The organism is Filimonas effusa (genome assembly GCF_004118675.1).
Classification (GTDB): Bacteria; Bacteroidota; Bacteroidia; order Chitinophagales; family Chitinophagaceae; genus Filimonas; species Filimonas effusa.
Map to the genome: position 1 here is coordinate 1778463 of NZ_SDHZ01000001.1, position 23902 is coordinate 1802364.

At 44.9% G+C, this 23902-nt stretch carries 22 protein-coding genes; 5 read left to right on the plus strand and 17 right to left on the minus strand.

The window, feature by feature from the left end:
* Position 1 precedes the first annotated feature (1 nt).
* Positions 2–436: an FKBP-type peptidyl-prolyl cis-trans isomerase gene (locus ESB13_RS06685; protein WP_129002237.1), complete on the plus strand. Its 435-nt coding sequence runs from the start codon at positions 2–4 to the stop codon at positions 434–436.
* Positions 437–572: 136 nt separating this feature from the next.
* Entirely contained in the window at positions 573–959 is a 387-nt protein-coding gene (locus ESB13_RS06690) for a hypothetical protein (protein ID WP_129002238.1), read from the plus strand.
* A gap of 5 nt (positions 960–964) precedes the next feature.
* Here ESB13_RS06690 and ESB13_RS06695 read toward each other — a convergent pair whose 3' ends face one another.
* Genes ESB13_RS06695 through ESB13_RS06705 form a run of 3 tightly spaced genes read right to left on the minus strand, consistent with a single transcriptional unit; the run spans position 965 to position 2757 of the window.
* Positions 965–1528: an NUDIX hydrolase gene (locus ESB13_RS06695; RefSeq protein WP_129002239.1), complete on the minus strand. Its 564-nt coding sequence runs from the start codon at positions 1526–1528 to the stop codon at positions 965–967.
* Positions 1529–1574: 46 nt separating this feature from the next.
* The gene (locus tag ESB13_RS06700; protein ID WP_129002240.1) at positions 1575–2336 is read right to left on the minus strand and encodes an ABC transporter ATP-binding protein; all 762 of its coding nucleotides are present in this window, start codon (positions 2334–2336) and stop codon (positions 1575–1577) included.
* A 46-nt stretch (positions 2337–2382) separates the two neighbouring features.
* Complete coding sequence (locus tag ESB13_RS06705) at positions 2383–2757, minus strand: CAP domain-containing protein (RefSeq protein WP_220399556.1); 375 nt, start codon at positions 2755–2757, stop codon at positions 2383–2385.
* On the opposite strand from ESB13_RS06705, the gene ESB13_RS23925 reads away from it, so the two are divergent.
* Positions 2756–2899 carry a hypothetical protein gene (locus ESB13_RS23925; protein WP_220399557.1) on the plus strand — a complete coding sequence of 48 codons (144 nt, stop codon included), beginning with the start codon at positions 2756–2758 and terminating at the stop codon, positions 2897–2899. The genes ESB13_RS06705 and ESB13_RS23925 overlap by 2 nt on opposite strands.
* Positions 2900–2964: 65 nt before the next feature.
* On the opposite strand, the gene fbp is transcribed toward ESB13_RS23925, so the two are convergent.
* The gene (fbp, locus tag ESB13_RS06710) at positions 2965–3981 is read right to left on the minus strand and encodes a class 1 fructose-bisphosphatase (protein WP_129002242.1); all 1017 of its coding nucleotides are present in this window, start codon (positions 3979–3981) and stop codon (positions 2965–2967) included.
* A 175-nt stretch (positions 3982–4156) separates the two neighbouring features.
* On the opposite strand from fbp, the gene dnaG reads away from it, so the two are divergent.
* On the plus strand, positions 4157–6124 hold the full coding sequence (gene dnaG / locus ESB13_RS06715; protein WP_129002243.1) for a DNA primase: 1968 nt from the start codon (positions 4157–4159) through the stop codon (positions 6122–6124).
* A 6-nt stretch (positions 6125–6130) separates the two neighbouring features.
* Here the strand turns inward: dnaG and ESB13_RS06720 are convergent, their stop codons facing one another.
* From ESB13_RS06720 to prmA, 4 genes are all read right to left on the minus strand, one after another.
* Complete coding sequence (locus tag ESB13_RS06720; RefSeq protein WP_129002244.1) at positions 6131–6820, minus strand: YdeI/OmpD-associated family protein; 690 nt, start codon at positions 6818–6820, stop codon at positions 6131–6133.
* 117 nt (positions 6821–6937) lie between these two features.
* Positions 6938–7747 carry a M48 family metallopeptidase gene (locus ESB13_RS06725; RefSeq protein WP_129002245.1) on the minus strand — a complete coding sequence of 270 codons (810 nt, stop codon included), beginning with the start codon at positions 7745–7747 and terminating at the stop codon, positions 6938–6940.
* Positions 7748–7833: 86 nt separating this feature from the next.
* On the minus strand, positions 7834–8490 hold the full coding sequence (gene plsY / locus ESB13_RS06730; RefSeq protein WP_129002246.1) for a glycerol-3-phosphate 1-O-acyltransferase PlsY: 657 nt from the start codon (positions 8488–8490) through the stop codon (positions 7834–7836).
* A gap of 53 nt (positions 8491–8543) precedes the next feature.
* Entirely contained in the window at positions 8544–9362 is an 819-nt protein-coding gene (gene prmA, locus ESB13_RS06735) for a 50S ribosomal protein L11 methyltransferase (protein ID WP_129002247.1), read from the minus strand.
* Between the two features lie 91 nt (positions 9363–9453).
* Between prmA and cls the strand changes: the two genes are divergently transcribed.
* Positions 9454–10923, plus strand: coding sequence for a cardiolipin synthase (gene cls / locus ESB13_RS06740; RefSeq protein ID WP_129002248.1), 1470 nt, complete (start codon positions 9454–9456; stop codon positions 10921–10923).
* Between the two features lie 99 nt (positions 10924–11022).
* On the opposite strand, the gene ESB13_RS23735 is transcribed toward cls, so the two are convergent.
* The 9 genes from ESB13_RS23735 to rpsO form a co-directional block, all read right to left on the minus strand.
* Positions 11023–11664, minus strand: coding sequence for a hypothetical protein (locus tag ESB13_RS23735; RefSeq protein WP_164974115.1), 642 nt, complete (start codon positions 11662–11664; stop codon positions 11023–11025).
* 41 nt (positions 11665–11705) lie between these two features.
* Positions 11706–13022, minus strand: coding sequence for a DUF4302 domain-containing protein (locus tag ESB13_RS06750; protein ID WP_129002249.1), 1317 nt, complete (start codon positions 13020–13022; stop codon positions 11706–11708).
* Positions 13023–13052: 30 nt separating this feature from the next.
* A complete protein-coding gene (locus tag ESB13_RS06755; RefSeq protein WP_129002250.1) occupies positions 13053–13967 on the minus strand; it encodes a substrate import-associated zinc metallohydrolase lipoprotein in 915 nt (304 codons plus the stop codon).
* A 22-nt stretch (positions 13968–13989) separates the two neighbouring features.
* Positions 13990–15462, minus strand: a complete 1473-nt coding sequence (locus ESB13_RS06760) for a RagB/SusD family nutrient uptake outer membrane protein (protein WP_246022458.1) — start codon at positions 15460–15462, stop codon at positions 13990–13992.
* A 2-nt stretch (positions 15463–15464) separates the two neighbouring features.
* Entirely contained in the window at positions 15465–19118 is a 3654-nt protein-coding gene (locus tag ESB13_RS06765) for a SusC/RagA family TonB-linked outer membrane protein (protein ID WP_129002251.1), read from the minus strand.
* A gap of 242 nt (positions 19119–19360) precedes the next feature.
* The gene (locus ESB13_RS06770; RefSeq protein ID WP_129002252.1) at positions 19361–20365 is read right to left on the minus strand and encodes a FecR family protein; all 1005 of its coding nucleotides are present in this window, start codon (positions 20363–20365) and stop codon (positions 19361–19363) included.
* Between the two features lie 198 nt (positions 20366–20563).
* Positions 20564–21139: an RNA polymerase sigma-70 factor gene (locus tag ESB13_RS06775; RefSeq protein ID WP_129002253.1), complete on the minus strand. Its 576-nt coding sequence runs from the start codon at positions 21137–21139 to the stop codon at positions 20564–20566.
* A gap of 168 nt (positions 21140–21307) precedes the next feature.
* Positions 21308–23512, minus strand: a complete 2205-nt coding sequence (gene pnp, locus ESB13_RS06780; protein WP_129002254.1) for a polyribonucleotide nucleotidyltransferase — start codon at positions 23510–23512, stop codon at positions 21308–21310.
* A gap of 111 nt (positions 23513–23623) precedes the next feature.
* Positions 23624–23896 (minus strand): 30S ribosomal protein S15, encoded by a 273-nt coding sequence (gene rpsO / locus ESB13_RS06785; RefSeq protein WP_129002255.1) that lies wholly within the window; start codon positions 23894–23896, stop codon positions 23624–23626.
* Between the last annotated feature and the right edge of the window lie 6 nt (positions 23897–23902).

Sequence of the window (23902 nt, forward strand, 5' to 3'; positions counted from 1 at the left end):
TATGGGAGTAGCAGATCAACTGGCCAAACTGAAAGCCGACAAAGCAGCCGCCAACCTCGCCGCAGGTGAAGCATTTTTGAATACGAATAAGGAAAGAGCAGAGGTTGTTACCCTGCCCAGCGGATTACAGTACGAGGTGCTTACCACCGGTACCGGCGCCAAACCTACCGCCACTCAAACAGTAACCTGCCATTATCATGGAACAATGATAGACGGTACTGTTTTCGATAGTTCCGTTCAAAGGAATCAACCAGCCAGCTTCCCGCTGAATATGGTGATCAAGGGATGGACCGAAGGTTTGCAGCTGATGCCTACCGGCAGCAAATGGCGCTTTTTCATTCCTCCGCATCTGGGTTATGGCGACAGGCAGGTAGGACCTGTTATAGGCCCTAACAGCACCCTTATTTTCGATGTAGAGCTGCTGAGCATCGCTTAACAATAAAACGATTATCGCAGAGGGCTGACCATTATCTGGCCAGCCCTTTTTTATTTCCTGATCCGCAGTTTTGGATGGGATTAGAAATATAGGAGAAAGTTTGCGCCGGGAGATAGTTGTACGCAATATCAAAATCATGATGGAATACAACGACGACCAATTGTTGGCGCATTTGAGAAAAGGCAGTACAACTGCCTTTAAATTAATTTACAACAAGTATGCATTGTTCCTAGCCTTTGAGGCGCATCTCATTCTCGATAATGCCCATGATACTGCCATAGCAGTAGACCAGGTATTTGAGGAGTTGCGGCAGGACCCCTCAAAGGTGAATGACACCCTAGAGAATTATCTTTCCGCACAGGTCTGGGAACAATGTAAGGCTATGCGGAAAGCGGGCCACCCTCCTATCGAGCAGCAGCTCAAAACTGCCATTTCGCTCGGAGAGCGTTTGAAGCAGGCTATCGGCCATATAGAAAAGCGGCTTTCGCAGCAGCAACCTCCTCAATCCGATAACGAGGAGTAGAGCTGCTATTTATAGCCCAGTTTATCGAGGTAGCGCATGGCATAAAAGATGGTGCTCATGTGCATGGCCTGAACGATGCGTTTTTCCTCGAGTAACTGCAGGAATTCGCTCCATTCGAGTTCCAGGATCTCGATCTCTTCGTTTTCGTCGAGATGCTGGTCCTGTACTTTTTTGCCGCCGGTAGCCACAAACATATGCATGAGGTTTGAATTGGTGCTGGGGTTAGCAGAGGTGCGTCCCAGGTAGTGCACTGTTTCAAAAGCATAACCGGTTTCTTCGAGCAGTTCGCGCCGGATGGCGTCTTCATGTGTGTCGTCGGTATCGTCTACACAGCCACCGGGTAATTCAATGCATACCTCGCCCAGGGCCTGCCTGAACTGTTTAACCATTATCACTTTACCGTCTTCGGTAAGGGGCAATGCAGTAGCCCAGTCGGTATATTCCAGCACATAATAGGGATCAACGATCTTTCCCGAAGGTGTTTTACAGGTATCTTTGCGGGCTGTTAACCAGCGGTCTTTAAAAATGTATTCTGAAGAAAGCGTTTTCCAGTTCAAAACATCGCTCATAGTATATTTCTTTTATTTTTAATGCAGGCTGTCAATATTATGCTTGCTATTCGTCCCGTAATGCCTTTCCTGTTAAATGGATGAATACATCTTCGAGATTGGCTTTTTTCACTTCTTTTGGGCGTTCGAATCCTGAATCAACCAATTCATCGACGAGGTGGTCGGGTGTATTTAGTGCTATAATAGTGCCACTATCTACGATAGCTACCCTATCGCAGAGGATCTCGGCTTCGTCCATGTAGTGCGTGGTTATGATAACGGTGGTTCCTTTGCTGCGTATATCGCGTACCAGTTCCCACAGGTTCCTGCGTGCCTGGGGGTCGAGGCCCGTGGTAGGTTCATCGAGGAAAATGATCTTTGGTTCGTTGATAAGCGTTGTTGCGATCGAAAATCGTTGTTTTTGTCCGCCGCTGAGCTCTTTGAACTTGTTTTTCGCTTTATCGCGGAGGTTCACTTTATCGAGAAGCTCCAGGGCGTTCACGTTCCTGTTATACAGGCCTGCAAACAGGTGTATGAGTTCGGTGAGGTTGAGGGCGGGATAATAACCTGAGGTCTGCAACTGAACACCTATAATCTTTTTGATATCATTGGGAGACTCATCGAGATTGAAACCGTCGACGAACACTTCGCCGGCTGTTTTTGTACGTAAGGTTTCAATGATCTCGAGCGTGGTAGACTTACCGGCGCCATTGGGTCCGAGCAAGCCAAAGATCTCTCCTTCAAAAACATCGAAGCTGATACCTTTTACCGCTTCAAAGTCGCCGTATTTTTTTACAAGATTCTTTACAGAGATAATTGCTTTTTGCATATCTGCAGCAAGTTAGCCAAAGATGTCCGAATTCAGGCGTTCCGGGCTATTTACGAAGGAAGATTTGTGTGAAGTAGATAACACCGTTCTTGTCTTTGGCGACGCCAATACCGGTAAGATTATAGTCGCCTTCAATGTTACGTTTGTGACCGGGGCTATGCAGCCATCCGTCGACCACTTTTTCTGCTGTTAATTCGCCGTAGGCAACGTTTTCAGCCGCTGCGTTAATGGTTCCGGTGGCTTGTTTACGGATAGCGGTGATACGGGATTCGAAACCATCGTGCCCGAACTTCGTTTTGCCGCTGGCCATATCGCGGCTATGGATGGCAGCCTGTGCCGAAGCTGCGTCCATCATTTGCAGCGGCGAGCGGCCTGTTTTTTTGCGGTAAGCATTCACTTCTTTTAAAATATCGTTCTCCATGCCTTCCAGAGATATTGCTTTCCTGCCGGAAGCCGTCATAGAAGATGAGGTAGTTGTGCCGTGGTGGCACGCGGCTGTAGCAATGGCAGCCGATAAGAATAATGCTTTGAACATATTACGACATGAAGGGGTGATAAAATAGCTGATGACAGGGAAAATGCAAAGAATATACCAAGTTCCCTGTCATCAGTATTCTATAGAACACTGTTATTGGCTTTGTTTCAGATAGCCTTCGAGTTCCTCCATCATGTCTTTACTTCCGATAAAGAAGGGAGTGCGCTGGTGTAGGGTAGTGGGCGTAATTTCCAGCACACGGCGGGTGCCGTCGGTAGCTTTGCCTCCTGCCACTTCTGCAATGAATGCAAAGGGGTTGCACTCGTATAACAGCCTGAGTTTACCATTTTTACTATCGGTGGTAGCGGGGTACATAAAAATACCGCCTTTGATGAGGTTACGGTGTACATCGGCCACCATGCTTCCAATATAACGCTGGGTATAAGGTCCACCGGTGTTTTTGTCTTTTTTCTGGCAGGCCTGGATATACTGCTGTACTTCCGGTGCGTACTGGTAAAAGTTACCGTGGTTAAGAGAGTAGATCTTACCGGAGGGAGGACATTTGATATCCGGATGGCTGAGACAAAACTCGCCTATGGAGGGATCCAATGTAAATCCGTTCACGCCTCTGCGGGTAGCATATACCAGCATGGTAGAAGATCCGTAAATGATGTAACCTGCAGCCACCTGGCGGTTGCCTGCCTGAAGAAAATCTTCCTGGGTGCAAGGTTTACCAACCTCGCTTACCCTGCGATAAACGCTGAAAATGGTACCGATAGATACGTTAATATCTATGTTGCTGCTCCCGTCCAACGGGTCGAACATGACCACGTATTTGCTATTGTTGCTGACTTCGTCGTCGAAGACAACAAAATCGTCCAGTTCTTCGCTGGCAATGCCGGCGCAGCTGATTCCATGTTGCAATACCCCTATGAACTGGTTATTGGCAAAAACATCCAGTTTTTTTACGTCCTCGCCCTGAACGTTCACTGCACCTGCATCACCCAGTATATCCACCAATCCGGCTTTATTCACCTCCACATTAACCCTTTTGGCTGCTAAACCGATATCACGCAGCAGGGTGCTCAGTTCACCGGTAGCCCGGGGGAAATTGCGGAGTTCCTGGATAGTGAACTCATCAAGTGTTAATACATTCCTGTTTATTGCCATACATGCAACATTTTGTTAGAGAATTCACATTTTGTTAAGAGATTAGCAAATGTAGGGGGTCAAACTAATACCCGTATGTTTATGGGGTTCCCAAATTTGAATTAATTGCGCACACGTTGCCGGATTTATGTGAACATCCAAGAAATGACGTTTAATCAGTTACCTTCGCAGTTGCATGATTTCCCCACAAACAATACAGCAGATCACCAGTCGCATCGATATCCTCGATATTGTCGGCGAATTTGTAAAACTGAAAAAAAGAGGGACCAGCTACCTGGGGCTCTGCCCTTTTCATGGTGAAAAAACTCCTTCTTTTACTGTATCGCCTGCGAAAGAGATCTTCAAGTGTTTCGGGTGTGGCAAAAGCGGCAACTCCATTACATTTTTGATGGAGCATGAGAAATACAGCTATGTAGAGGCGCTTAGATGGCTGGCCCACCGGTATAACATTGAGATAGAGGAAACGGCGGTAAGTCCGGAAATAAAGCAACAGCAACTGGTTGCGGACAGCCTGTTTGCCATCAACAGTTTTGCGCAGAAGTTCTTTGCCGACCAGTTATGGAATACGGAAGAAGGACAGAATATAGCCTTGAGCTACCTCGAGGAAAGAGGTTTTAATAAAGAGATCACTGAAAAGTTCCAGGTGGGGTATAACCCGCAGTCGCGTTACACTTTTTCGCGGCTTGCCACGCAAAACCAGTTTAACCCGGAACTGTTACTTAAGACAGGGCTTGTTGCCAACAGGAATGAGGAACTGGTTGATAATTACCGGGGACGTATCATCTTCCCTATCCATAACAATACAGGCAAGATCATTGGCTTTGGCGCCCGTGTCATAGGCAAGGCGGAGAAAGCTCCTAAATACATTAATACGCCGGAGAATGAGCTTTATATAAAAAGCCGCATCCTCTATGGCTCTTATTTTGCCCGGCAGGCTATAGACAAGAATGATGAGTGTTTGCTGGTAGAAGGCTATACCGATGTGATAAGTCTTCACCAGGCGGGTATTGAAAACGTAGTTGCCAGTGGCGGTACTTCGCTAACCACTGACCAGTTACGACTTATAAAGAAATACACCAACAACCTGACCATCATTTATGATGGTGATGCAGCCGGTGTGAAGGCTGCGTTGCGTGGACTTGACATGGCTCTTGAAGAGGGGCTTAATGTTAAGCTGGTGCTTATACCCGATAAGGAAGACCCTGACAGTTATGTCAAAAAAGTAGGTGCGGGTGAGTTCAAAGAGTTTGTTGCTGCCAACAAGAAGGATTTTGTGTTATTCCAGCTGGAGGTGATGCTGAAGGAAGCCGGCAATGATGTTAACCGCAAAAACGATGTGGTAAACCAGGTAGCCGAAACGCTCAGTAAGATCAATAAGGCGGAAGATTTCACCAAGCAACAGGAGTATATCAGGCGTTGTTCCGGCATCCTGCGCATCGATGAAACGGGGCTTACCAACCTGGTCAACAAGTATAAAAGGGATCGTGTTGCCAAAGAAGAGAAAAGGCAACAGTCGCCGCCCTCCCAGTCGTTCGATTATTCCAGCGCCGAGCCTATCGATGATTTTGGCGGTATGCCACCTGACGCAACCTTTATGGATGTGCCTGATGGCAGTTTACTGATGAACCAGGATGAGGCGCATGAAAGGAATGTACTGAAGGTCCTGCTGGAATATGGCCTGAATCAATGGGACGAGCAGAAAACCATTGCCGCTCATATTTTTGAAGAGCTTGACGGTTTTAATTTCGACAATCCTGAGCTTGAAATGTTGTTTGAAGAATTCCGCCGGCAATATAATGCACACCTGGAACCTACCACCAGAACGCTTTTATACCACGAAAATGAACGGATACGCGATATGGTAGTAAATGTAACCATGTTCCCGTTCGAGCTTAGCCAGCGCTGGGATGAAAAGCTGATGAACATCAAGATCGTCAACCGTGACAACAGCATCCTGGATGTTACCAAAAGCCTGCTGTATTTTAAGTTGAAAAAACTTAAAAAGATGATCGAGCAAAATCAGCGGGACATGGAAGCATCCAACTCCATAGACGAACAAATGCGCCTTATTAAAATACACAGTCACCTTAAAGAAATAGAAAGGGAACTGGTAAAGAATATGGGAACAGTGATCCTTAAGTAAGGGAAATTATTTCTCTGCCGGATGTTTTTTACCTGCCAGTAATTTTTCAAGCGCAGCTTCTACACGACGGGCTTTGGTATCGGCACGTTTTGCGGCGCTGATCCAGGTAACATATTCGTTTTGATGGCTCGCTGGTAGTGAAGTGAAGAAATCTTTGGCTTTGCCATGCTTTCTGAAAAGCGTTTCCAGTTCTGCCGGCGGTACGATCAGTTTTTTATCGAACTCCCCTCCTTTTAAGTCGGCGGTCATTTTAATTTCGGCAAAATTGCGTGAAACGGCTGGCGCCACGGGTGCAGGAGCAACGAAATTCTCCTGTTTTTTGAAACGGATAGCAGTCCATACATGATCCAACGGCACTTCCTGTACGTTTTCGTAACCGTTGTCGGCAAACATTTTCCAACTACAGTCGCGGTTGAGATCACTGGCAATTTTGCTGGCGGCTTTGGGATAAGCAACCCATAATTTGCCTTCTGTATGCATTGCGGGAAATACGTCTTTGAGAATATTGCAAAGCTGGTTTTGGTTGATAACAAAGACCAGTGCGAAGTCGATCCTTTTAGCTTTTAATAGCGGCGTTACATCTTTAGAGAAGGAAAGCTTGCTAAACTGTTTTTCTATGGCTGATGGAATGCCCTGGATGAGCAGGTTCTTTTCATCTTTTAATTGCAATTTCTCGAACAAACTTTGCTGCGACATGCCTCGTACAAAATTTTAAGGTGAAAAAAACAGAATGCAAAATTATTAAAAAAACCCGCATAAAATGCAGGTTTTCCTAAATTTTGCACGAATTTATCACTTTGAGGCTGTCTTTTTCTAATTCCGTACTGGCGTATAATACTTTAACGCCTCTGGCATCAGCTTTTTAATGTTGGCGATCCTTTGCTCGTCGCTTGGGTGGCTGCTCAGCAATAATGGTGGCTTTTGGCCACCTGCAGCGGCCATACGTTCCCAGAAACTAACGGCGACTTCGGGGTTATAGCCTGCCATAGCCGCAAAGATCAACCCGTAATGGTCGGCTTCGGATTCCTGCTTGCGGGAATTGGGCAGCAATACCCCTACCTGGGCGCCGGGCGCGTAAATGGCATTGAAAATATTGAGCGCCCTTGTATTGTTGCCTAAAGCTACTCCACCTGCTGTCTGGAGTCCCTGGGCTACCATTTGCTGACTCATACGTTCGCGGCTATGACCTGCAACGGCGTGGGTGATTTCATGTCCCAGTACCACTGCCAGGGAAGCTTCATCGCGTGTTATGGGTAATAAACCGGTGTAAACGACCACTTTTCCGCCAGGCATACACCAGGCGTTCACTTCCTTGCTGTCTACCAGGTTAAATTCCCATTTATAGTCTTTTAGTTCATTGGCATTCCCTTTCTGCTGATAATACTTGGTTATAGCCGTTGCAATGCGGTTTCCGACCCGTTTTACCATGTCGGCATCTTTGCTGGCGGCACTGCTTACCACTTTATTTTCGGACAGGAACTGCTTGTATTCGGTAAGTGCGGCGGTTTGTAATTCAGATTCTGAAACAAGGGATAACTGGCTCCTGCCTGTAATAGAGTTGCGGGAGCATGCTGCAGCGGCGGTTGCTATGGCTACTACTGCTATAAGAGAAGTGCGCGTCATAAGGATGAATTATATAAGGGTCGTTAGTCAATATTTATACCAATTTAAGCCGATCGCTCAAATTGACAGTTGTGGCTGAGCGTTGCCTATTCCCCGTCTCTTTTCCGCTGGCGGCGGCGATCGCGGTATTTAAGTATGGGGATCTTGCTTTCAGTGCCTTTGAGCAACCTGTTAATGTTCTTCTGATGCGTTAAAATGACCATCAAGGCCACTGCGATCGCAAATACGCGGTACAGCGGCTCGCGCTCATTAAAGATGAAAAGAATGAATACAGCAAAAGATACACTGGCGAGAATAGAGCTTAATGAAACGAACCGGGTAAGGTATAATACCAGCAGGAATACGCCAATACAGCATAGGGCCACCAGCGGCTGAATAGCTACCGCCATCCCCAACAGGGTTGCTACTCCTTTTCCCCCTTTAAAATCGGCATAAAGCGGGAAAATATGTCCTACTACAGCTGCCAGCCCGAGTCCTATCATAAAATTGGTCCGGTCCCAGGAATCCACCATATAATGCGGAATAAAGATATAAAGCGAGGTAGCCAGCACGCCCTTCAGGACGTCGACGACCATTACAAAAGTTCCCCATTTAGACCCAAGCACCCGGTAGGTGTTGGTGGCACCGGCATTACCGCTGCCATAATCTCTTATATCTATACCGAAGAAATACCTGCTGACCCAGATGGATGTTGGAATGGAGCCAATGAGATACGCCACTACTATTAATAAGAATTCGTGCATCTGCTGACATTTGACGTGGGTGACAAATATAGGAGAGTTTACGTAAAATTAACTTATCTGGAAGCAGCGATACAAATCCAACGTGATCTTTTAACAGTTCTTATATGCATAAGTCCTTGGCTTTCAATAGAACGTGTAATATCTTCCTCATCTTCTTCCAGTAACCCACTTAAAATAAGGGTACCGCCTTTTTCCAGTTGTTTTGCCAGTACCGGCATGTTCGCCAGAAGGATATGTTTGTTGATATTCGCCAGGATCACATCAAAAATTTCCCCCATCTCTGCTTCATCTTTTTGTAAGATGCTGATATGTTTACAGCCATTTTCCGCAATATTTTCCTCTGCATTACTAATACTCCAGGTATCATTATCAATGCCAATCACGGTTGCTGCGCCCATTTTTTCTGCCAGGATTGCCAGTACACCGGTGCCTGTTCCAAAATCGAATACCCGCTTGCCGGAGAAATCCAGTTTTGCCATTTCGGTGATCATCATGTAAGTGGTAGCATGATGTCCTGTACCAAAACTCATCTTTGGCGTGATCACAATCTCAAATTTTACTTGAGGTATCGGCTCATGGAAGGAGGCGCGGATGGCAGCAAGGTCCTCTATGACCACAGGATCGAACTGCGCTTCCCACACTGCATTCCAATTTTGTTCCTTAATGGTTGTTAATGAGTACTTTATATTGTTTTCCTTCAATATTTCCTCAACTCCGCTACCGGTAAGATCTCCGCCGGGAATATAGGCCCTCAGAATGTCCGCTTCTTCTTCAAAACCTTCGCAACCTTCGGCTGCGAGCAAAGCCAGCAATAATTCACGCTGTTCTACGCCTTCAATACCGGTTGCTGTAATCTGTATATAATCTGCCATAAGAATTCCCACTTTTAAGGGGCAAGTTCGGTTATCTTACCGTTTGGTGCAACAATTGCTCTATATTTAATAAGCTTATCAAATACGAGACATGTTGCTGAATACAACCGACCCCTTTGCTATAGGATTGGAGATTGCTTATGCCATCAGCGTTTTATTCAGCCTGATGATCATTTCGCAGAACCGGTCTCCTTCCAAGACCCTTGCCTATCTCCTGCTATTCTTTGCGCTCCCCATTGCCGGTATTGCTATCTACTATCTTTTTGGAGAAAACTACCGTAAGAAAAAACTCTACAAACGCAAGTTCGTAAAGGACCAGGCTACGTTTGAGCGATATGCCAAGCGACTTGCCGTTATGTCGGAAGAACTGATCCAGGAACATATTGAAGAATTACAGGGTAATAAAAGGCTGGTAAGGCTCATATTAAATGATACCAACCTGCCCCTTTCGGTGAATAACAAGGTTAGCCTGTTACTCAACGGGGAAGAGAAATTCGAAGCGCTTTTCAATGAAATAGCCAACGCAAAGCATCATATCCATATGGAGTACTACATCATAGAAAATGGATTGATTGCCAATAGATTGAGCGACTTACTTCTAAAAAAGGCAAAGGAAGGTGTTGAAATAAGAATAATTTACGATGACTTTGGTACAGACCTGAAAAACAAGTACTTACGTAAATTAAGGACGAATGGGATTGCGATACTTCCTTTTTACAAGATATTATTCCCTATCGTTTCGAACCGGCATAACTACCGGGATCACCGCAAAATGGTGATCATAGATGGCACTATAGGTTTTACCGGTGGAATTAACCTTTCGGACCGGTATTCCAATAAGGTGCCTTCGGCGGAACAGAAAATGTATTGGCGGGATACTCATTTGAAAATAGAAGGCGAGGTGGTAAAACAACTTCAGTACTTGTTTTTCATCAACTGGAATTTTTGCTCCGATAAAGAGATCCCGATCACGCAGGATTATTTCCCCGACTTTCCGGCGCTTCCCAACGGCGGGCAAATGGTGCAGCTGATAGAAAGCGGGCCAGACAGTGAGCGGGCAAGTATTATGATGAGCTATTTTGCCGCAATTACACATTCCAGAGAGTACGTATACATTACTACCCCCTATTTTATTCCCAATGAGAGTTTGATCATTGCATTGAAAACTGCTGCGCTTGGAAAGGTGGATGTAAGGCTGCTGGTACCTGGTGTATCAGATTCACGCTTCGTGAATGCGGCAGCACAATCATATTATACGGAGCTACTGGAAGCCGGGGTTAAGATATACCTATACCAGAAGGGGTTTGTTCATGCGAAGACGATGATCTGCGATAATAAACTGTCGATGGTAGGTTCGGCGAATATGGATATCCGGAGCTTTGACCTGAATTTTGAGCTGAATGCCGCCATTTATGACCGGGAGCTGCATGAGCAGTTAAAGGTTTCTTTTTTCAGGGACCTGGAGGATAGTAAAGAAATACATCTTGAGGAATGGGAGCAACGGGGCAGACTTACGAAGCTGGGAGAATCGACATGCAGGTTACTATCTTCTATTTTATAAAAGGAACAGATTGTTTTATAAATGATAATGGCCGGACATCCACTTTCGTGGCGCCGGCCATTTATACCTATGTGCAAGAACTGGGATAGAAAGTTGTAATTACTTCAACTTCAGATCCGGAAGGTTGTAGTATTTTTTAACCTCGTTGTAGTTTGTAAGGTCAATATTTGGCAGTTGCTCTTCTTTTCTACCGTTGTTTCCAAGATAAATACGGACGAGTTGGATAGCCCAAATATGCGTACCTGTAGTAGAAGCCCTGCCTACGGTGAATACGCCACGCTTGTTAGTGTTATCGTATCCCAGATTATTGAAGTAGAAGTTAACGAAGCCGTTAATTTCGCCGGCAGGATTCAAAGTAGGTACTACACCTGGTATTGCATGTGTTATATCGTTAGTATCGATAACATACGCCAACCATGCGCTATTGTAAATTGAGTCAGAAGTAGGAGTAGACACATACAGGTTATATGCAGTTCCTGTTGAGAAATCAAACAAAGAATTGCCTCCATTGATTGCAAACAGGTACTGTCTTACGTTTGCATTGCCATTTTGGCCTGCAGGACCCTGTGCACCTGTAGCACCAGTAGCGCCGGCTGCACCTGTTGGGCCGTTAGCGCCGGTAGCGCCTGTTGCGCCGGCTGCACCTGCAGGACCTGTATCACCATCCTTACCGCAGGATGCGAAGAAAATGCTTGCGGAGAGCGCTAATCCGCAAAGGACTTTAAAGTACGTACTTTTCATAAAAGTATTTGGTTTTGATTTAAGAGATGATTATACAATTGTTATTGCAGGTACCAAGTGATCCAAATGCGGGAATCCGCCACACTCACCATATCGTAAATACCTTCAGCCGTTTTAACAAAATAATAGCCGCCGGAGTTGTTCACCTGATTTCTCATTTGGATATACGGACCAGTAGTAGGATGACCTGAACCTAAGATGTAGGTATAAGTCAACCTGGCAACACCCGTAGTGGCATTTTGAGAATAAACCATACCTGCACCGTATACTAAGCCAAGTCCGCTGGAATTTCTAAAAATAGGAGCTAGTAAATCAAACGAGGCATTATAGCCTGGCCAATAGATGAAATACCTGTAAGTAGGATAGGTAGCGTTACCTGTTAAAGACGGAAGATTATAAGTGCCCGCTACGCCATTCACTACAAATCCATCGTAGGTAGCCCAGTAGCCACCAGAGTTGATGGCTTCTGCCCTGAAATTACCAGGTGCACTTCTGTCGAAATAAACAGGAGTATTAGTACCAGCCAATGTAGTAGACGCACCACCGGCGGCAAAAGTAAATGAGTTAGCAGTTGCGTTCCAGGTTATATTTGAAAAACCGGTAACAATAGTGCTGCCTGCCGTAAGCGGATCTTTAAGTATAATACCATCCAATGTTTCCTGGTAAGAAGTTGTAAACGAGTGAGGCTGCCCACTGGCGTCTCTCCATGTAAAGGTAATAGTACGACCTGAAGCGTTTACGTTTACCTGATAAGATATGCCGCCAATAACCACTATTTTCCAGTAGTTGGTAATTTTACCAACGTTGGGTGAAAACACGGAGTTCCCCCATTTACCATCTGCCAGGTAAGCAGCCTGTTCGGAAGTAGCCCTAACCAGCTTCAGTTTATTCTCGTGCTTACGGCCGACCATATTGATGGTATCGTTTGTAGCTGTATCGAAATAAAACTCAAAGTCTACATTATAACCCGACCCCAGTTCTCCTCCTGCAACAGCCGGATCGGGATCCGCAAGTACGTGGATATAGGAATAAGTATCGAACAAGAGACTAACCTGCTGTAAAGCCTTCAGGCGATAACTGCTCTCCTCTCCTATCCGGGCAGATTCTGAGGTAAAATCGGAATACATTACCACCCTGTTCTGGTTATTGAACTTGAAGTAAAACGTATAATTAGCTCCCTGGTCAGTAGTCAGATACCCCATCCAGCCGTTTGTACCACCCTCCAGTTGGGTCTGGTATTTCTCCAGCAATTCGTTGACACGCTCATCCGGCGATTTATCAAAAGCACGATCGTTCTCTTTCTTACATCCTGCTATTGCCAGGATCATGAAAAGAAAACAGGTTAGTTTCAGTCTCATCGTGTTTATATTTTAGTAATGAATTAATGATTAATAGATATAAGATTCAACGGCAGCACGAACCCTTGTCTGAAGGCTATAAAAGTCGATACCCCAAACTGTTTTGAAATAATTCACAACGATGGATTCTTTCAGTCTGAGTTTTGCTCTAGCCTGGTCGGGTGTAGTTCCTTTTTCGCTTATTGCATTAATTGATGCGAGCATTGCATTAAAGCCTCCCCTACCTTCTACGAGCATCATGGATACCATTTCAACAAAATCTTCATTAGGGTCCTGCATACTATAAGCAGTAATAAATCCATCCTGGCGTGCGACCTGATCGGTATAGTTTACCCAGTTGGTGGTGTACATACCTACGTTAATTCTCTTATATTCCAGTGGATACAAAACAGTCTGGTGCAGGATATGCGCCGCTTCGTGGTGAACGGTATGAAATGCCATTTTAGCCTGTGTAGAATCGGAAGCTTTATATCCGGCCATTTTGTTGGTTTTGAAAGTATTCACTTCCAACAGGTTGATTTTCTTACCACCTTCAGCAATACCCAGTACTTTGGTGCCATTGGAGACGTTGTAGATAGCACTTCCAAACAGAGAGAAGAATTTGGCGGCATAACGCTTGAAGAAAACAGAGTCTTTTTCAGCAATATAGTTATCGGCCCAAACCTTTTTTACAGATTCCATGAGCGGAATAAGCACTTCTTCTTTAGCGGGAACAAAATCTCTCAGGATATACTGATCGGAGACCTCATGCGGATCCCACTTATATTTAACAGAAATATTGAATGGTTTGGTCAGATTGTCGTAGATCCACTTGTCGGTAGAGTTGGCAACCCACTCGTCACCACCCAGACCGGGAATATCATCTACTTCCAGGTTATCATCTTTTTTGCAAGAGGCTAAAGCCACCAGGCATATAAAGAATAATAGCGTTTTATTGAGTGTCATAACAAAATAAGATTAAAATAAATTAACGTGGATTTAGTTCAATTCCTGATAAAGTAGCAGACTGTGGAATCTGGAAGACCCTTCTGTTACTTCCTGCTTCCAGCGTTTTGCGGCTACCATTTACGAAATAGTGTGTAACGGGAATGTCGTAACGGAGGATATCGAACCATCTTAAACCTTCATGAACAAATTCGGATTGCTTATACGCCAGCAACAGTTCAATGAGGTTTTCCTGCATTTTATTGTTGCCAAAGAAATCTACGATATCCTGTTGGGTAAGTACATCTGTACTGGCGCTATACAGATAAACGCGTGTGCTAAGGTATTTGTTGATCAGGTCAAGGGCACCGTTGTAATTGCCTTTATAGATCATGGCTTCTGCGCGGTTGAACAGCGCTTCTTCCATTGTAAATAGCGGCGTCATGAAGTAAACATCTCCATAATCGGCATTTACGGAAGCGCGAACGAAGTATTCATTGATCTTAGGGATGTACACCTGATCGTTGCCATATGCCTGGAAAAGGAATGACCAGCGTTTGCCGATGATAGGTACATACTGGATCAATGGAACAGTTGTAAGATCAAATGAGTGACGGGAAGAATACACATAACGTGGCCATGTAGACTGGGTTTCAGCCAGTAGCAAGTTGGCGGGTTCTGTTGCTTTCTGGTAGTTCGCGTATAATTCGAGCCTGGTATAGGTAAGATAAGTAGAGTTCCAGGGACGAAGTTTGGTAGTTACGTCAGCACCTATGAATTGCTGTGTATAATACAATACGTCGTCGTATTTCTTCTGGAACAGGTAAAATCTGGCAGCGAAGGCATAGGCAGCGTTCCTGGTAAAGTGATATTGAGGAACCGTATAGGATTCGTCTTTCAGCAATGGTAACCCTTCGAGCAGATCCTTTTCTATTTTTTCATATGTTTCTTTTACGGTACCGCGCTCATATTGTTCTATCACCACTTTCTCAGGTTTAGTAACATAAGGGATACCTGGGTCGTTGGCGAAGCTTGCTTCGTTGTAAAATTTAGAGAACACATTCACCAACATAAAGTGAGCATAGGCGCGTGCAACGAGGGCCTCCCCTTTGCTGGCGCTGTATTTACGTTTATCGGCTTCAGGTGCCAGTTCAATAGCTTCCAGCGCTTCGTTGGCAGCTGCAATGGCAGTATAACAAGAGTTCCAGTAGAACTCGGGAGAATCTTCGTTGTTATCCCTTACATCCACGAAGTTGTAAGGGTCCATTGTTACGTTAGGCGTACCGCCTGAACTTCTTTCATTTACGTTATCGGTGCTCAGTTCCATAAAAGGGATATAGGAACCTTTGGGATAAGCTGTAGCGAGCAATAAAGCCACTTTCTCGGGAGAGTTCAGCTTGGCCCTGTTATCAGGTTCTTTTTCCAGGAACTTGCTACAGCCGGTACTGCCGGCAGCAGCTAAAGCCAGTACGATGTATAATCCTAGTCTTTTCATATCAAAAACTTGTGTACGCATAATTAGAATCCGGCTTTTACAGATAAAGTAATTTGTTTCTGAATCGGCTGAGCAACGCCGCCGGTATTGAAGAACTCAGGATCCTGTCCTTCGAGATTTTTATCGGCATAGATCAACCAGGGATTGATAGCAGCCAAAGTAAAGCTCAGTGCTCTGAAAGCTTTCCAGCGTTGTATCAACTCAGGGCTGAGGTTATAAGTTAAAGACACTGTTTTCAACCTCAGGAAATCGCCTTTTGCAATACGCTCTGTAGAATAATTATAGTTGTTGTAAGCATAAGTGCCAGCTAATTGTGCCGCAGTAACCCTGTCTATAATAGATGGAACCACACCAGGCGTTAACTGGTCGCCGATAACTTCATACCTGTCGTAAAATTCCTTAGGTAAGGCATTGTAATCGGTATAACCGTTCTGGAAAGAAGGATAGAGCCTGATCTTGTTGCCTGCCTGGAATGTAAAGAAGATATTTAAAGAAAATTGTTTGTAAGAGAAAGTGTTGTTGAAACCACCTGTAAACTTTGGATCTACAGATCCGTTGTAAACGAGAATGCTGTCTGTACCTTCGGCCTGTAAATAAACAGCTGCATTGTCTTTTCCGCTTTCGTCTTTGAAGATAGGAGTACCCTGTGTACGTACCATACGCAGGTAGTCGATAGAGAACAAGCTGTTTACAGGATAACCTTCGAGGTTTCCGCCTTCAGCTTTCACCAGATCGAAGATCAGCGGCTGGTTCCTGATATGGGTGATCCTGGTTTTGTTATACCCCATAGTAATGGTGCTGCTCCATTTCCAGTCTTTTTTACGCAGAATTTCGCCGGTAACTACCACGTCGAGACCATTGGATTTCATATCGGCGTAGTTGGCCAGTTTGCGGGGCTCGCCGCCGATTCCACTTGTTTTGAAAGAACCGATGAGGTCGAAGCTCTTACGGAACCAGGGTTCTACGGTAGCAGTGATACGGTTTTCAAACAATCCGAAGTCGATACCGAAGTTCAACTGGTGGTTCTTTTCCCAGGTAAGTTCAGAGTTTTCGAGGTTGATAAGCCTGATAACAGATTCACGTTCCAGGGAGTAAGGGCGGTTAGCCTGCTGGTTCCTTAATACCACGTTAGAGTTGGTAGCAGGCCCAAGAGAAGCCGTTAAACCATAGCTACCCCTTACTTTCAGGTAAGTGATTGCTTTAATGTCTTTAATAAAGTTTTCTTCATCAACGTTCCATGCAGCGCTGACGGTACCTGTAGGTAACCAGCGCGCAGTTCTGGAAGAACCAAGCTGGTTAGAACCATCGTAACGACCAACGATAGAAACACTATAACGACGATCGAACATATAGTCTACGTTGGCATAAAAACCCACAAAACGATCAAATGTTTTGGTCATGTCGTAGTAAGGAAAATTACTTTCAATGGTTTGTTTCAGGATCATAGGATCGGTAAAAGGAACACCGCCATTGTCGTACTGGTAGCCATAACCTGTATTAGAGAAGTTCTGTCTTTCAGCAAGCCTTACCTGTTGTCCGGCGAGGGCTGTGAAAGCGTGAACGTTATTGAATGTTTTCGTATAGCTGATAGAGTTACGCAGATCGAAGCTCAACAGTTGGTTTTCTGAACGATTATAGAAACCGCCATAAGGTAAAACCACTTGTGGCAAGGATTCCGGTTCGTCGGGGTTACGATAAAGGAACTTATTGTTTTCTGCAATGGTAGATGTACCATTTGCACGGTAAGCATTAGCCATATTGGCATACTCTGTGATCTCGTGTTCGCGGGTAGACCTTACATAACGCACATTACCAACGAAGTCATATTTCAGGCTTTTGGAGAATTTATATTGTGCATCGCCCTGCAATTTCAGATCGATCACATTTATTTTAAGCCTGTTATTTTCGGATTCCGTAAAGATGTTAAACGGAGCGTAGTTCCTTCTGAAGTATTCTTTATTGCCATTCTCATCGTATGCAGTAAGTGCACGGCTGGTATTTAAAGAATAACTGAAGGGGTTCAGATCGAAGTCTCTTTCAAAAGTACCTGTTACCGCATTACCTTGCCTGCTCAATGTACCCGGTGCTCTTTGCTGGCGGTAAGAAGCGGTGGTGAGGAATCCAAAGGAAAACTTATCGGAGAGTGTATAGTTGTTACGAAAGTTCAACGTGTATCTTTTCACATTATCCGCAATGGTCCAGCCATTGTCGTTATAGAAGCTGGTAGAGAAGAAAGACTGCGTTTTATCGCTTCCTGAAGCCACACTCAAAGAATGCTCCTGAACAAACGAGTTGCGGAAAAGAATATTGAACCAGTCGGTATTCACCTTTGCATAACGTAAGAGGAATGCTTTTTTGGCAGCAGTAGTATTCTCCAGCTGCACATTACCGTATTCATCGGCATCCATGAGCTCATACATTTTACCGTATACACCGTAATTCGATCCACTCAGCAAACTAGTTCCGAGTTTACCTTTTCTTTCGAGTTCTGCCCAAACAGACATCTGCTCTGCGGAGTTCATGATATTATAAGAACCGTAAGTAGGCTTAAGCTGAGTACTGAAGTTACCGGTATAGTTTACGTTGGTCTTGCCTTTTGCACCTTTTTTGGTAGTGATAACGATAACACCGTTCATAGCGCGCGCACCGTACAATGCAGTAGCGGCGGCGTCTTTGAGGATGTTGAAAGATTCGATATCGTTAGAGTTGATACCAGCCACGGAAGAACCTAATAAGGTGGTAGGGTCGCCGCTGGACAACTGGTCGTTGGAAATATTAACGAGGTCTTCCAGCACAACTCCATCAACCACCCATAAAGGTTTGTTTTCACCGTTGATAGAAGTAGCACCACGGATACGCAGTTTAGGTGCGCTACCGAAAGTACCGGAAACGTTTTGTACCGATACACCAGCTGCACGGCCTTCGAGCATACGGCTAACGTCGATCACACCATCCATTTTCACATCATCGATCTTCAGTGTTACAGAAGATCCGGTGAATTTCTTTTTAGATACGTTATTGAAACCTGTTACAACAACGTCCTGCAGTTCAGAAGCCTCTTCGATCAATACGATATCGAGGCGTTTCTTATTTTCATTTACAGTGATGGACTGGGTTTTGTAACCTGTCATTACAATCTCGATGACATCACCGGTATTAACATCGTGTAATTCGAACTCCCCTTTTTCGTTGGTTACCGTACCCCTGTTCTTACCTTTAATGGTAACGGAAGCACCGGCAAGGATACCTGCTTTACCACTTACAACGCCTTTGAGTACAAATGGCGGCGCTGCAGCAGCTTCCAGTACCTCCTTACGAACAACAGCCTCTACGGCTTCGCTCCTGGGCTTTTTGGAAGCATCCTGCCTTACCACGATCCTGTCTTCCACCACTACGTAAGACAAAGGATATGGATTAAGCATCATATCCAATACATCACTTAGTTTACGGTTCTTTACATCAATGGAAACCTTGTTGGTTGCCAGCGTTTGGTTACCGGCATAGGTGAACGACACGTTAGCCAGGCCGCCAATTTTGTCTAATGCTTCCTGGATCGAAGCATTTCTTAACTGAACAGAAACCTTTTTATCCAATGCGGTTTGTGCATCGGAATCGGAAGCGTACAAAGTAGCAGCCGTACAACAAAGAACAGAAAAAATAATCGCAGATAGTCTCATGACTCTGATAATTGCGTCATTGAATAATAGTGGTATCTTTTTTTGCATACCTTTATAAGGTTGTTGTATGGGTGAATAATGACAGCGGCTCCGGGTTTTCCAGGCCATTAGGAGCATCTGTCTGAAATATTTATGCGACAATTGTCCCCAATACCTTTGGGGACTTTTTATTTGTTTTCTTTAGTCCGGATGGTGTGTTTTATCAATTCTCATCATGTTAGTTTTATGCGTTAGTTCATGTTTTATTGACAACTTCCTCCAGAGATGGCGTAACCACGTGTGCCGGGTAATTTTTCGACCCTGGCATTGAGTGTCAGCGCTATCAGGTTCAATGCCTTCTCTACATTGTTCAAGGCATTAAAATCGCCATAAAAGGTGCAGTTAAGCAAATCTCTCTTAATGGCAATAGGCGTATTGTACGCCCTTTCCAAATCTTTTATAATATCTGCAACAGCGGCACCTTTATAAACAAACTGCCCGTTTTTGCGCAGTTCATAGTCTTTTGCTTCCGGTGCCTTTTTTACATTGAAAACACCGTTACTACTATCGTACAAGGCCTTCTCATTCGGATGCAGGATCAGGGGTTTTCCGGCGTCACTTTCTTCGGCATTCAGCGATACCTTACCCGATACCACTACTACCTCTACCTGCTTTTCGCCGTACGCTTCTATATTAAAAGAAGTCCCTAATACTTTTGTTTCTACCAGCGGCGTATGAATGATAAATGGATTTGCAGGGTTGCCTGTTACTTCAAAAAAAGCTTCTCCACTCAAATACACGGTACGTTCTTTGCCCCGGAACACTTCGGGATAGCTAAAGCTGCTTCCGCCTTCGAGCCATATTACAGAGCCATCGGGCAGCTGTAATTTTTTACGTGTTCCTTTTGCTGTATTCACCTGTACCATTTTTACAGGATCCAATACATTCATCAACCTGTCTTGTAAAAAATAACCGCAGAGGAATACCAGTGCAACCAAACTGGCAGCAATCCACCAGGTACGGCTTGTTTTACGCTTAACAGGTATTACGGGTGTTTGTTCAGGTTGCGCCTCATGCTCCCGCAGTGTGGCGTTCAAACGCTGCTGTAACCGGCCCTGCATTAACCCGGCATCGCCCAGTGTTTCATGGTCCCATGCCGACGTATTCTGAAAACTCTGGTAATATTTTACCATCATCTCCTCCTCTTCGGCAGTTGCCTGGCCGGAAAGATATTTGTCGATCAGAGATATGAAAACTCGCTTATCCAATTACCTGTTTTATAGTATGTGTAGCAAAAAGGGGGTATCCCCTAAAAATTAACAAAAAAAATATATAATTTTTTGAGAGGCAATAAACCGACACCAGATAATATAGGGGCAGGATATACAAATTTTATGGTCCCAAAAATGATTTTCCTGGATCGTATATACGAGAATATGAAATATAATACCTTGTTTACAACCTCCTTATAACGATAAGAAAAGGAGCACAACAATACTTAGGGTATTGAGGGAAGAGCGAACACGTTTCAGTGCAATGGTGATCTGGTTCTCTACGGTTTTGGTGGATATGTTCAGTTTAGACGCGATTTCTTTGTGGGAGAGCTCTTCTTCGCGGCTCAGGATATACACTTCGCGGCATTTTTCGGGTAAAGCGGCTACGGCCTGGGCTACCTTTTGGTTCAGCTCGCGTTCTTCGGCGGCCACCATTTGTTCGGTTACCAGTCCCTCTACCCTTTCATCAATATGCATGAACAGTTCGTTGCGCACTTTTCCGGTACGGATGTGGCGGAATACATTATAGCGGACAGCGGTGTAGAGGTAAGCGCTGAGGGAAGAATTGATCTGGATCTGGTTTCTTTTTTGCCAGAGCTGGAGGAAGAGATCCTGGAGGATGTCTTCACAGGCGGCTTTGTCTTTTAATACATTGAAGGCCGAGAGGAAAAGACCTTCCCAGTAAAGCAGATAGATGTCATTCAATGCCCCCTCATCCCCTCCCGAAAGACGGTCAAGCAGCACCTTATCAGTCATTGTATGATCCATAGCAGTTATTGGCTGAAGAAATAAAACTTACAATAAAATACAGTTAATTCTCATATAATGCAAGCGTATTTCAAATTCATTTCTTATGTAATAATATAAAAAAAGCGGCCTGAGTAGCAAACTCAGACCGCTTTTCTGTCAAAAACAGTGGTAAACCCCTATAAAATTCTATGATCTTGGAGGTCTTCCGCCACCATGAGGGCGATGATTTCCGCCTTCTGGTCTTTCTGGCCTTTCATTATTTTCAGCCGGCATACCTTCTGGTTTAGGCATTAATATTTTGCGGCTTAACTTGAATTTTCCTGTTTTCTGGTCTAAACCAATCAGTTTTACTTTGATCATGTCGCCTTCTTTCAGCACGCCGTCGAGGTTTTCGAGACGTTTCCATGATACTTCGCTGATATGGAGTAAACCTTCTTTTTTAGGCATGAATTCTACGAAGGCGCCGTAAGGCTGGATTGTTTTCACTTTTGCTTCGTATACTTCACCTACTTCAGGTACTGCAACAATACCTTTGATCCATGTGAGCGCCCTGCTTACGCCATCTTTATTAGCAGAGAAGATGCTTACTTCGCCGAAGTTGCCTACTTCTTCAATATTGATGGTTGTGCCGGTTTCTTTCTGGATCTCCTGGATCACTTTACCCTGGGGTCCGATAACGGCTCCGATAAATTCTTTATCGATCACCAGTTTTTCCATACGTGGTGCATGCGGTTTCACTTCAGGACGTGCTTCAGCGATACACTCATACATGGCATCGAGGATATGTAAACGGCCTTTACGGGCTTGTTCGAGGGCTTCACGCATTACATCCATGCTTAAACCATCGACTTTAATGTCCATTTGAACACCGCAGATACCATCACGGGTACCGGTTACTTTAAAGTCCATATCGCCCAGGTGATCTTCATCGCCGAGGATATCGGTAAGGATCGCATATTTTCCATCACCACGGGAAATCAATCCCATAGCCACACCGCTCACGTGTTTAGGAACAGGCACGCCTGCATCCATGAGGGCGAGAGAACCTGCACAAACAGTTGCCATAGAAGACGAGCCGTTTGATTCAAGAATATCGCTCACCACACGAACAGTATAAGCATATTCGCTACCTGGCATCATTTGCTTCAGGGAGCGCATAGCCAGGTTACCATGGCCTACTTCACGACGGCCGGGACCACGCATAGGCTTCACTTCGCCCGTTGAGAACGGAGGGAAGTTATAGTGCAGGATGAATTTTGTGTAATCAGATTTTGCAGCGCTTTCAACGAGGAGTTCGTCGAGTGGCGTACCCAATGTAACAGTCGTTAAAGACTGGGTTTCGCCCCTGGTGAAGAGTGCAGAGCCGTGCGGCGTTGGCAACGGATCTACTTCCATAGCCAGCGGACGTACCTGGTCGAGCTGACGGCCATCGAGACGGATACGGTCGTCGAGGATCATATCACGCACGAGTTCCCACTGGAGATCTTCGTAGTATTTTTTAGCGAGCTTTTTGGTTTTGTCTTCTGCTTCTTCGCCCAGGCTTTTCACCAGTTCGTCTTTCAAAGCTTTGAAGGCATCGCTGCGTTCGTGTTTGGCAGTATTACCGCGGGAAATAGCTTTGATCTTTTCAGAAGCAAAAGCGGCAACCACTTCTTTCAGGGCTTCGTTCTGGTCGGGTTTGGGATAGTCCCTTTTACCGGTAACGCCTTTTTTAGCGCGCAGTTCTTCCTGTGCTTTGATTTGAACGCGGATAGCGTCGTGCGCAAGTTCAAGCGCCTTTACCAGGTCTTCTTCTTTACACTGCTTGCTTTCGCCTTCCACCATCATCAGGTTTTTCTCGGTAGCAGCAATGATGAAATCCATATCGGCTTTTGCAAGCTCGGAACGGGATGGGTTTACCACCAGCTGTCCGTCGATACGTGCGATCCGTACTTCAGAAATAATTTCTTTTACGGGAATATCGGATACTGCGAGGGCTGCAGAAGCTGCCAGGCAGGCCAATGCATCCGGTAAAACTTCTTCATCGCTGGAAACCAGGGTGATGAGCACCTGTACATCGCAGAAATAATCTTCGGGGAAAAGAGGACGTAAAGCACGGTCAACCAAACGGCTGATCAGCACTTCCGGGTCGCTGAGACGGCCTTCCCTTTTGAAAAAAGAGCCGGGTATACGACCGGCTGATGCAAATTTTTCCTGATAATCAACTGAGAGGGGGAAGAAATCCTGACCTTCTCTGGGTTCTTTATTTGCAACAACAGTAGCTAGTAATATATTATTGCCTTGTTTAACGGTAACAGAACCGTCGGCCTGGCGGGCCAATTTTCCGGTTTCGATGGTCACTTCACGACCACCGCCCAGATCAAACGATACACTCAAAGGTTGTGATAACATAAATCAATCTCCGATTTACAAGATATGCAAAATCAGACTATAGCAAACAAAAAATATTCCCAACCGTTCTTAAATCAGTTGGGAATAGCTTTTTACATAGCCTGTAAAAATTTATTTCCTGAGGCCCAGTTTCTCGATCAGAGCGCGGTAACCAGTCAGGTTATGCTTTTGGAGGTAGCTCAGCAAACGCTTACGCTGACCAACCAGTTGCATTAAACCACGTTGTGAGGAATGGTCGTGTTTATTAGCTTGCAAGTGCTTGGAGATACTGGTAATACGCTCTGTAACCAGTGCTATTTGAGCTTCAATTGAACCAGTGTTTTCAGCTTTACCACCGAAATTTGTGAAAATTGTAGCTTTTTTTTCTTTAGTTAAATAAGGCATCTCAAT

What these genes read in the sequence shown, in the direction of transcription:
- ESB13_RS06685 (WP_129002237.1), top strand. Translation starts at nt 2, where the DNA reads ATGGGAGTAGCAGATCAACTGGCCAAACTGAAAGCCGACAAAGCAGCC.
- ESB13_RS06690 (WP_129002238.1), top strand. Translation starts at nt 573, where the DNA reads ATGATGGAATACAACGACGACCAATTGTTGGCGCATTTGAGAAAAGGC.
- ESB13_RS06695 (WP_129002239.1), bottom strand. Translation starts at nt 1,528, where the DNA reads ATGAGCGATGTTTTGAACTGGAAAACGCTTTCTTCAGAATACATTTTT.
- ESB13_RS06700 (WP_129002240.1), bottom strand. Translation starts at nt 2,336, where the DNA reads ATGCAAAAAGCAATTATCTCTGTAAAGAATCTTGTAAAAAAATACGGC.
- ESB13_RS23925 (WP_220399557.1), top strand. Translation starts at nt 2,756, where the DNA reads ATGCCTTCCAGAGATATTGCTTTCCTGCCGGAAGCCGTCATAGAAGAT.
- ESB13_RS06705 (WP_220399556.1), bottom strand. Translation starts at nt 2,757, where the DNA reads ATGGAGAACGATATTTTAAAAGAAGTGAATGCTTACCGCAAAAAAACA.
- fbp (WP_129002242.1), bottom strand. Translation starts at nt 3,981, where the DNA reads ATGGCAATAAACAGGAATGTATTAACACTTGATGAGTTCACTATCCAG.
- dnaG (WP_129002243.1), top strand. Translation starts at nt 4,157, where the DNA reads ATGATTTCCCCACAAACAATACAGCAGATCACCAGTCGCATCGATATC.
- ESB13_RS06720 (WP_129002244.1), bottom strand. Translation starts at nt 6,820, where the DNA reads ATGTCGCAGCAAAGTTTGTTCGAGAAATTGCAATTAAAAGATGAAAAG.
- ESB13_RS06725 (WP_129002245.1), bottom strand. Translation starts at nt 7,747, where the DNA reads ATGACGCGCACTTCTCTTATAGCAGTAGTAGCCATAGCAACCGCCGCT.
- plsY (WP_129002246.1), bottom strand. Translation starts at nt 8,490, where the DNA reads ATGCACGAATTCTTATTAATAGTAGTGGCGTATCTCATTGGCTCCATT.
- prmA (WP_129002247.1), bottom strand. Translation starts at nt 9,362, where the DNA reads ATGGCAGATTATATACAGATTACAGCAACCGGTATTGAAGGCGTAGAA.
- cls (WP_129002248.1), top strand. Translation starts at nt 9,454, where the DNA reads ATGTTGCTGAATACAACCGACCCCTTTGCTATAGGATTGGAGATTGCT.
- ESB13_RS23735 (WP_164974115.1), bottom strand. Translation starts at nt 11,664, where the DNA reads ATGAAAAGTACGTACTTTAAAGTCCTTTGCGGATTAGCGCTCTCCGCA.
- ESB13_RS06750 (WP_129002249.1), bottom strand. Translation starts at nt 13,022, where the DNA reads ATGAGACTGAAACTAACCTGTTTTCTTTTCATGATCCTGGCAATAGCA.
- ESB13_RS06755 (WP_129002250.1), bottom strand. Translation starts at nt 13,967, where the DNA reads ATGACACTCAATAAAACGCTATTATTCTTTATATGCCTGGTGGCTTTA.
- ESB13_RS06760 (WP_246022458.1), bottom strand. Translation starts at nt 15,462, where the DNA reads ATGCGTACACAAGTTTTTGATATGAAAAGACTAGGATTATACATCGTA.
- ESB13_RS06765 (WP_129002251.1), bottom strand. Translation starts at nt 19,118, where the DNA reads ATGAGACTATCTGCGATTATTTTTTCTGTTCTTTGTTGTACGGCTGCT.
- ESB13_RS06775 (WP_129002253.1), bottom strand. Translation starts at nt 21,139, where the DNA reads ATGGATCATACAATGACTGATAAGGTGCTGCTTGACCGTCTTTCGGGA.
- pnp (WP_129002254.1), bottom strand. Translation starts at nt 23,512, where the DNA reads ATGTTATCACAACCTTTGAGTGTATCGTTTGATCTGGGCGGTGGTCGT.
- rpsO (WP_129002255.1), bottom strand. Translation starts at nt 23,896, where the DNA reads ATGCCTTATTTAACTAAAGAAAAAAAAGCTACAATTTTCACAAATTTC.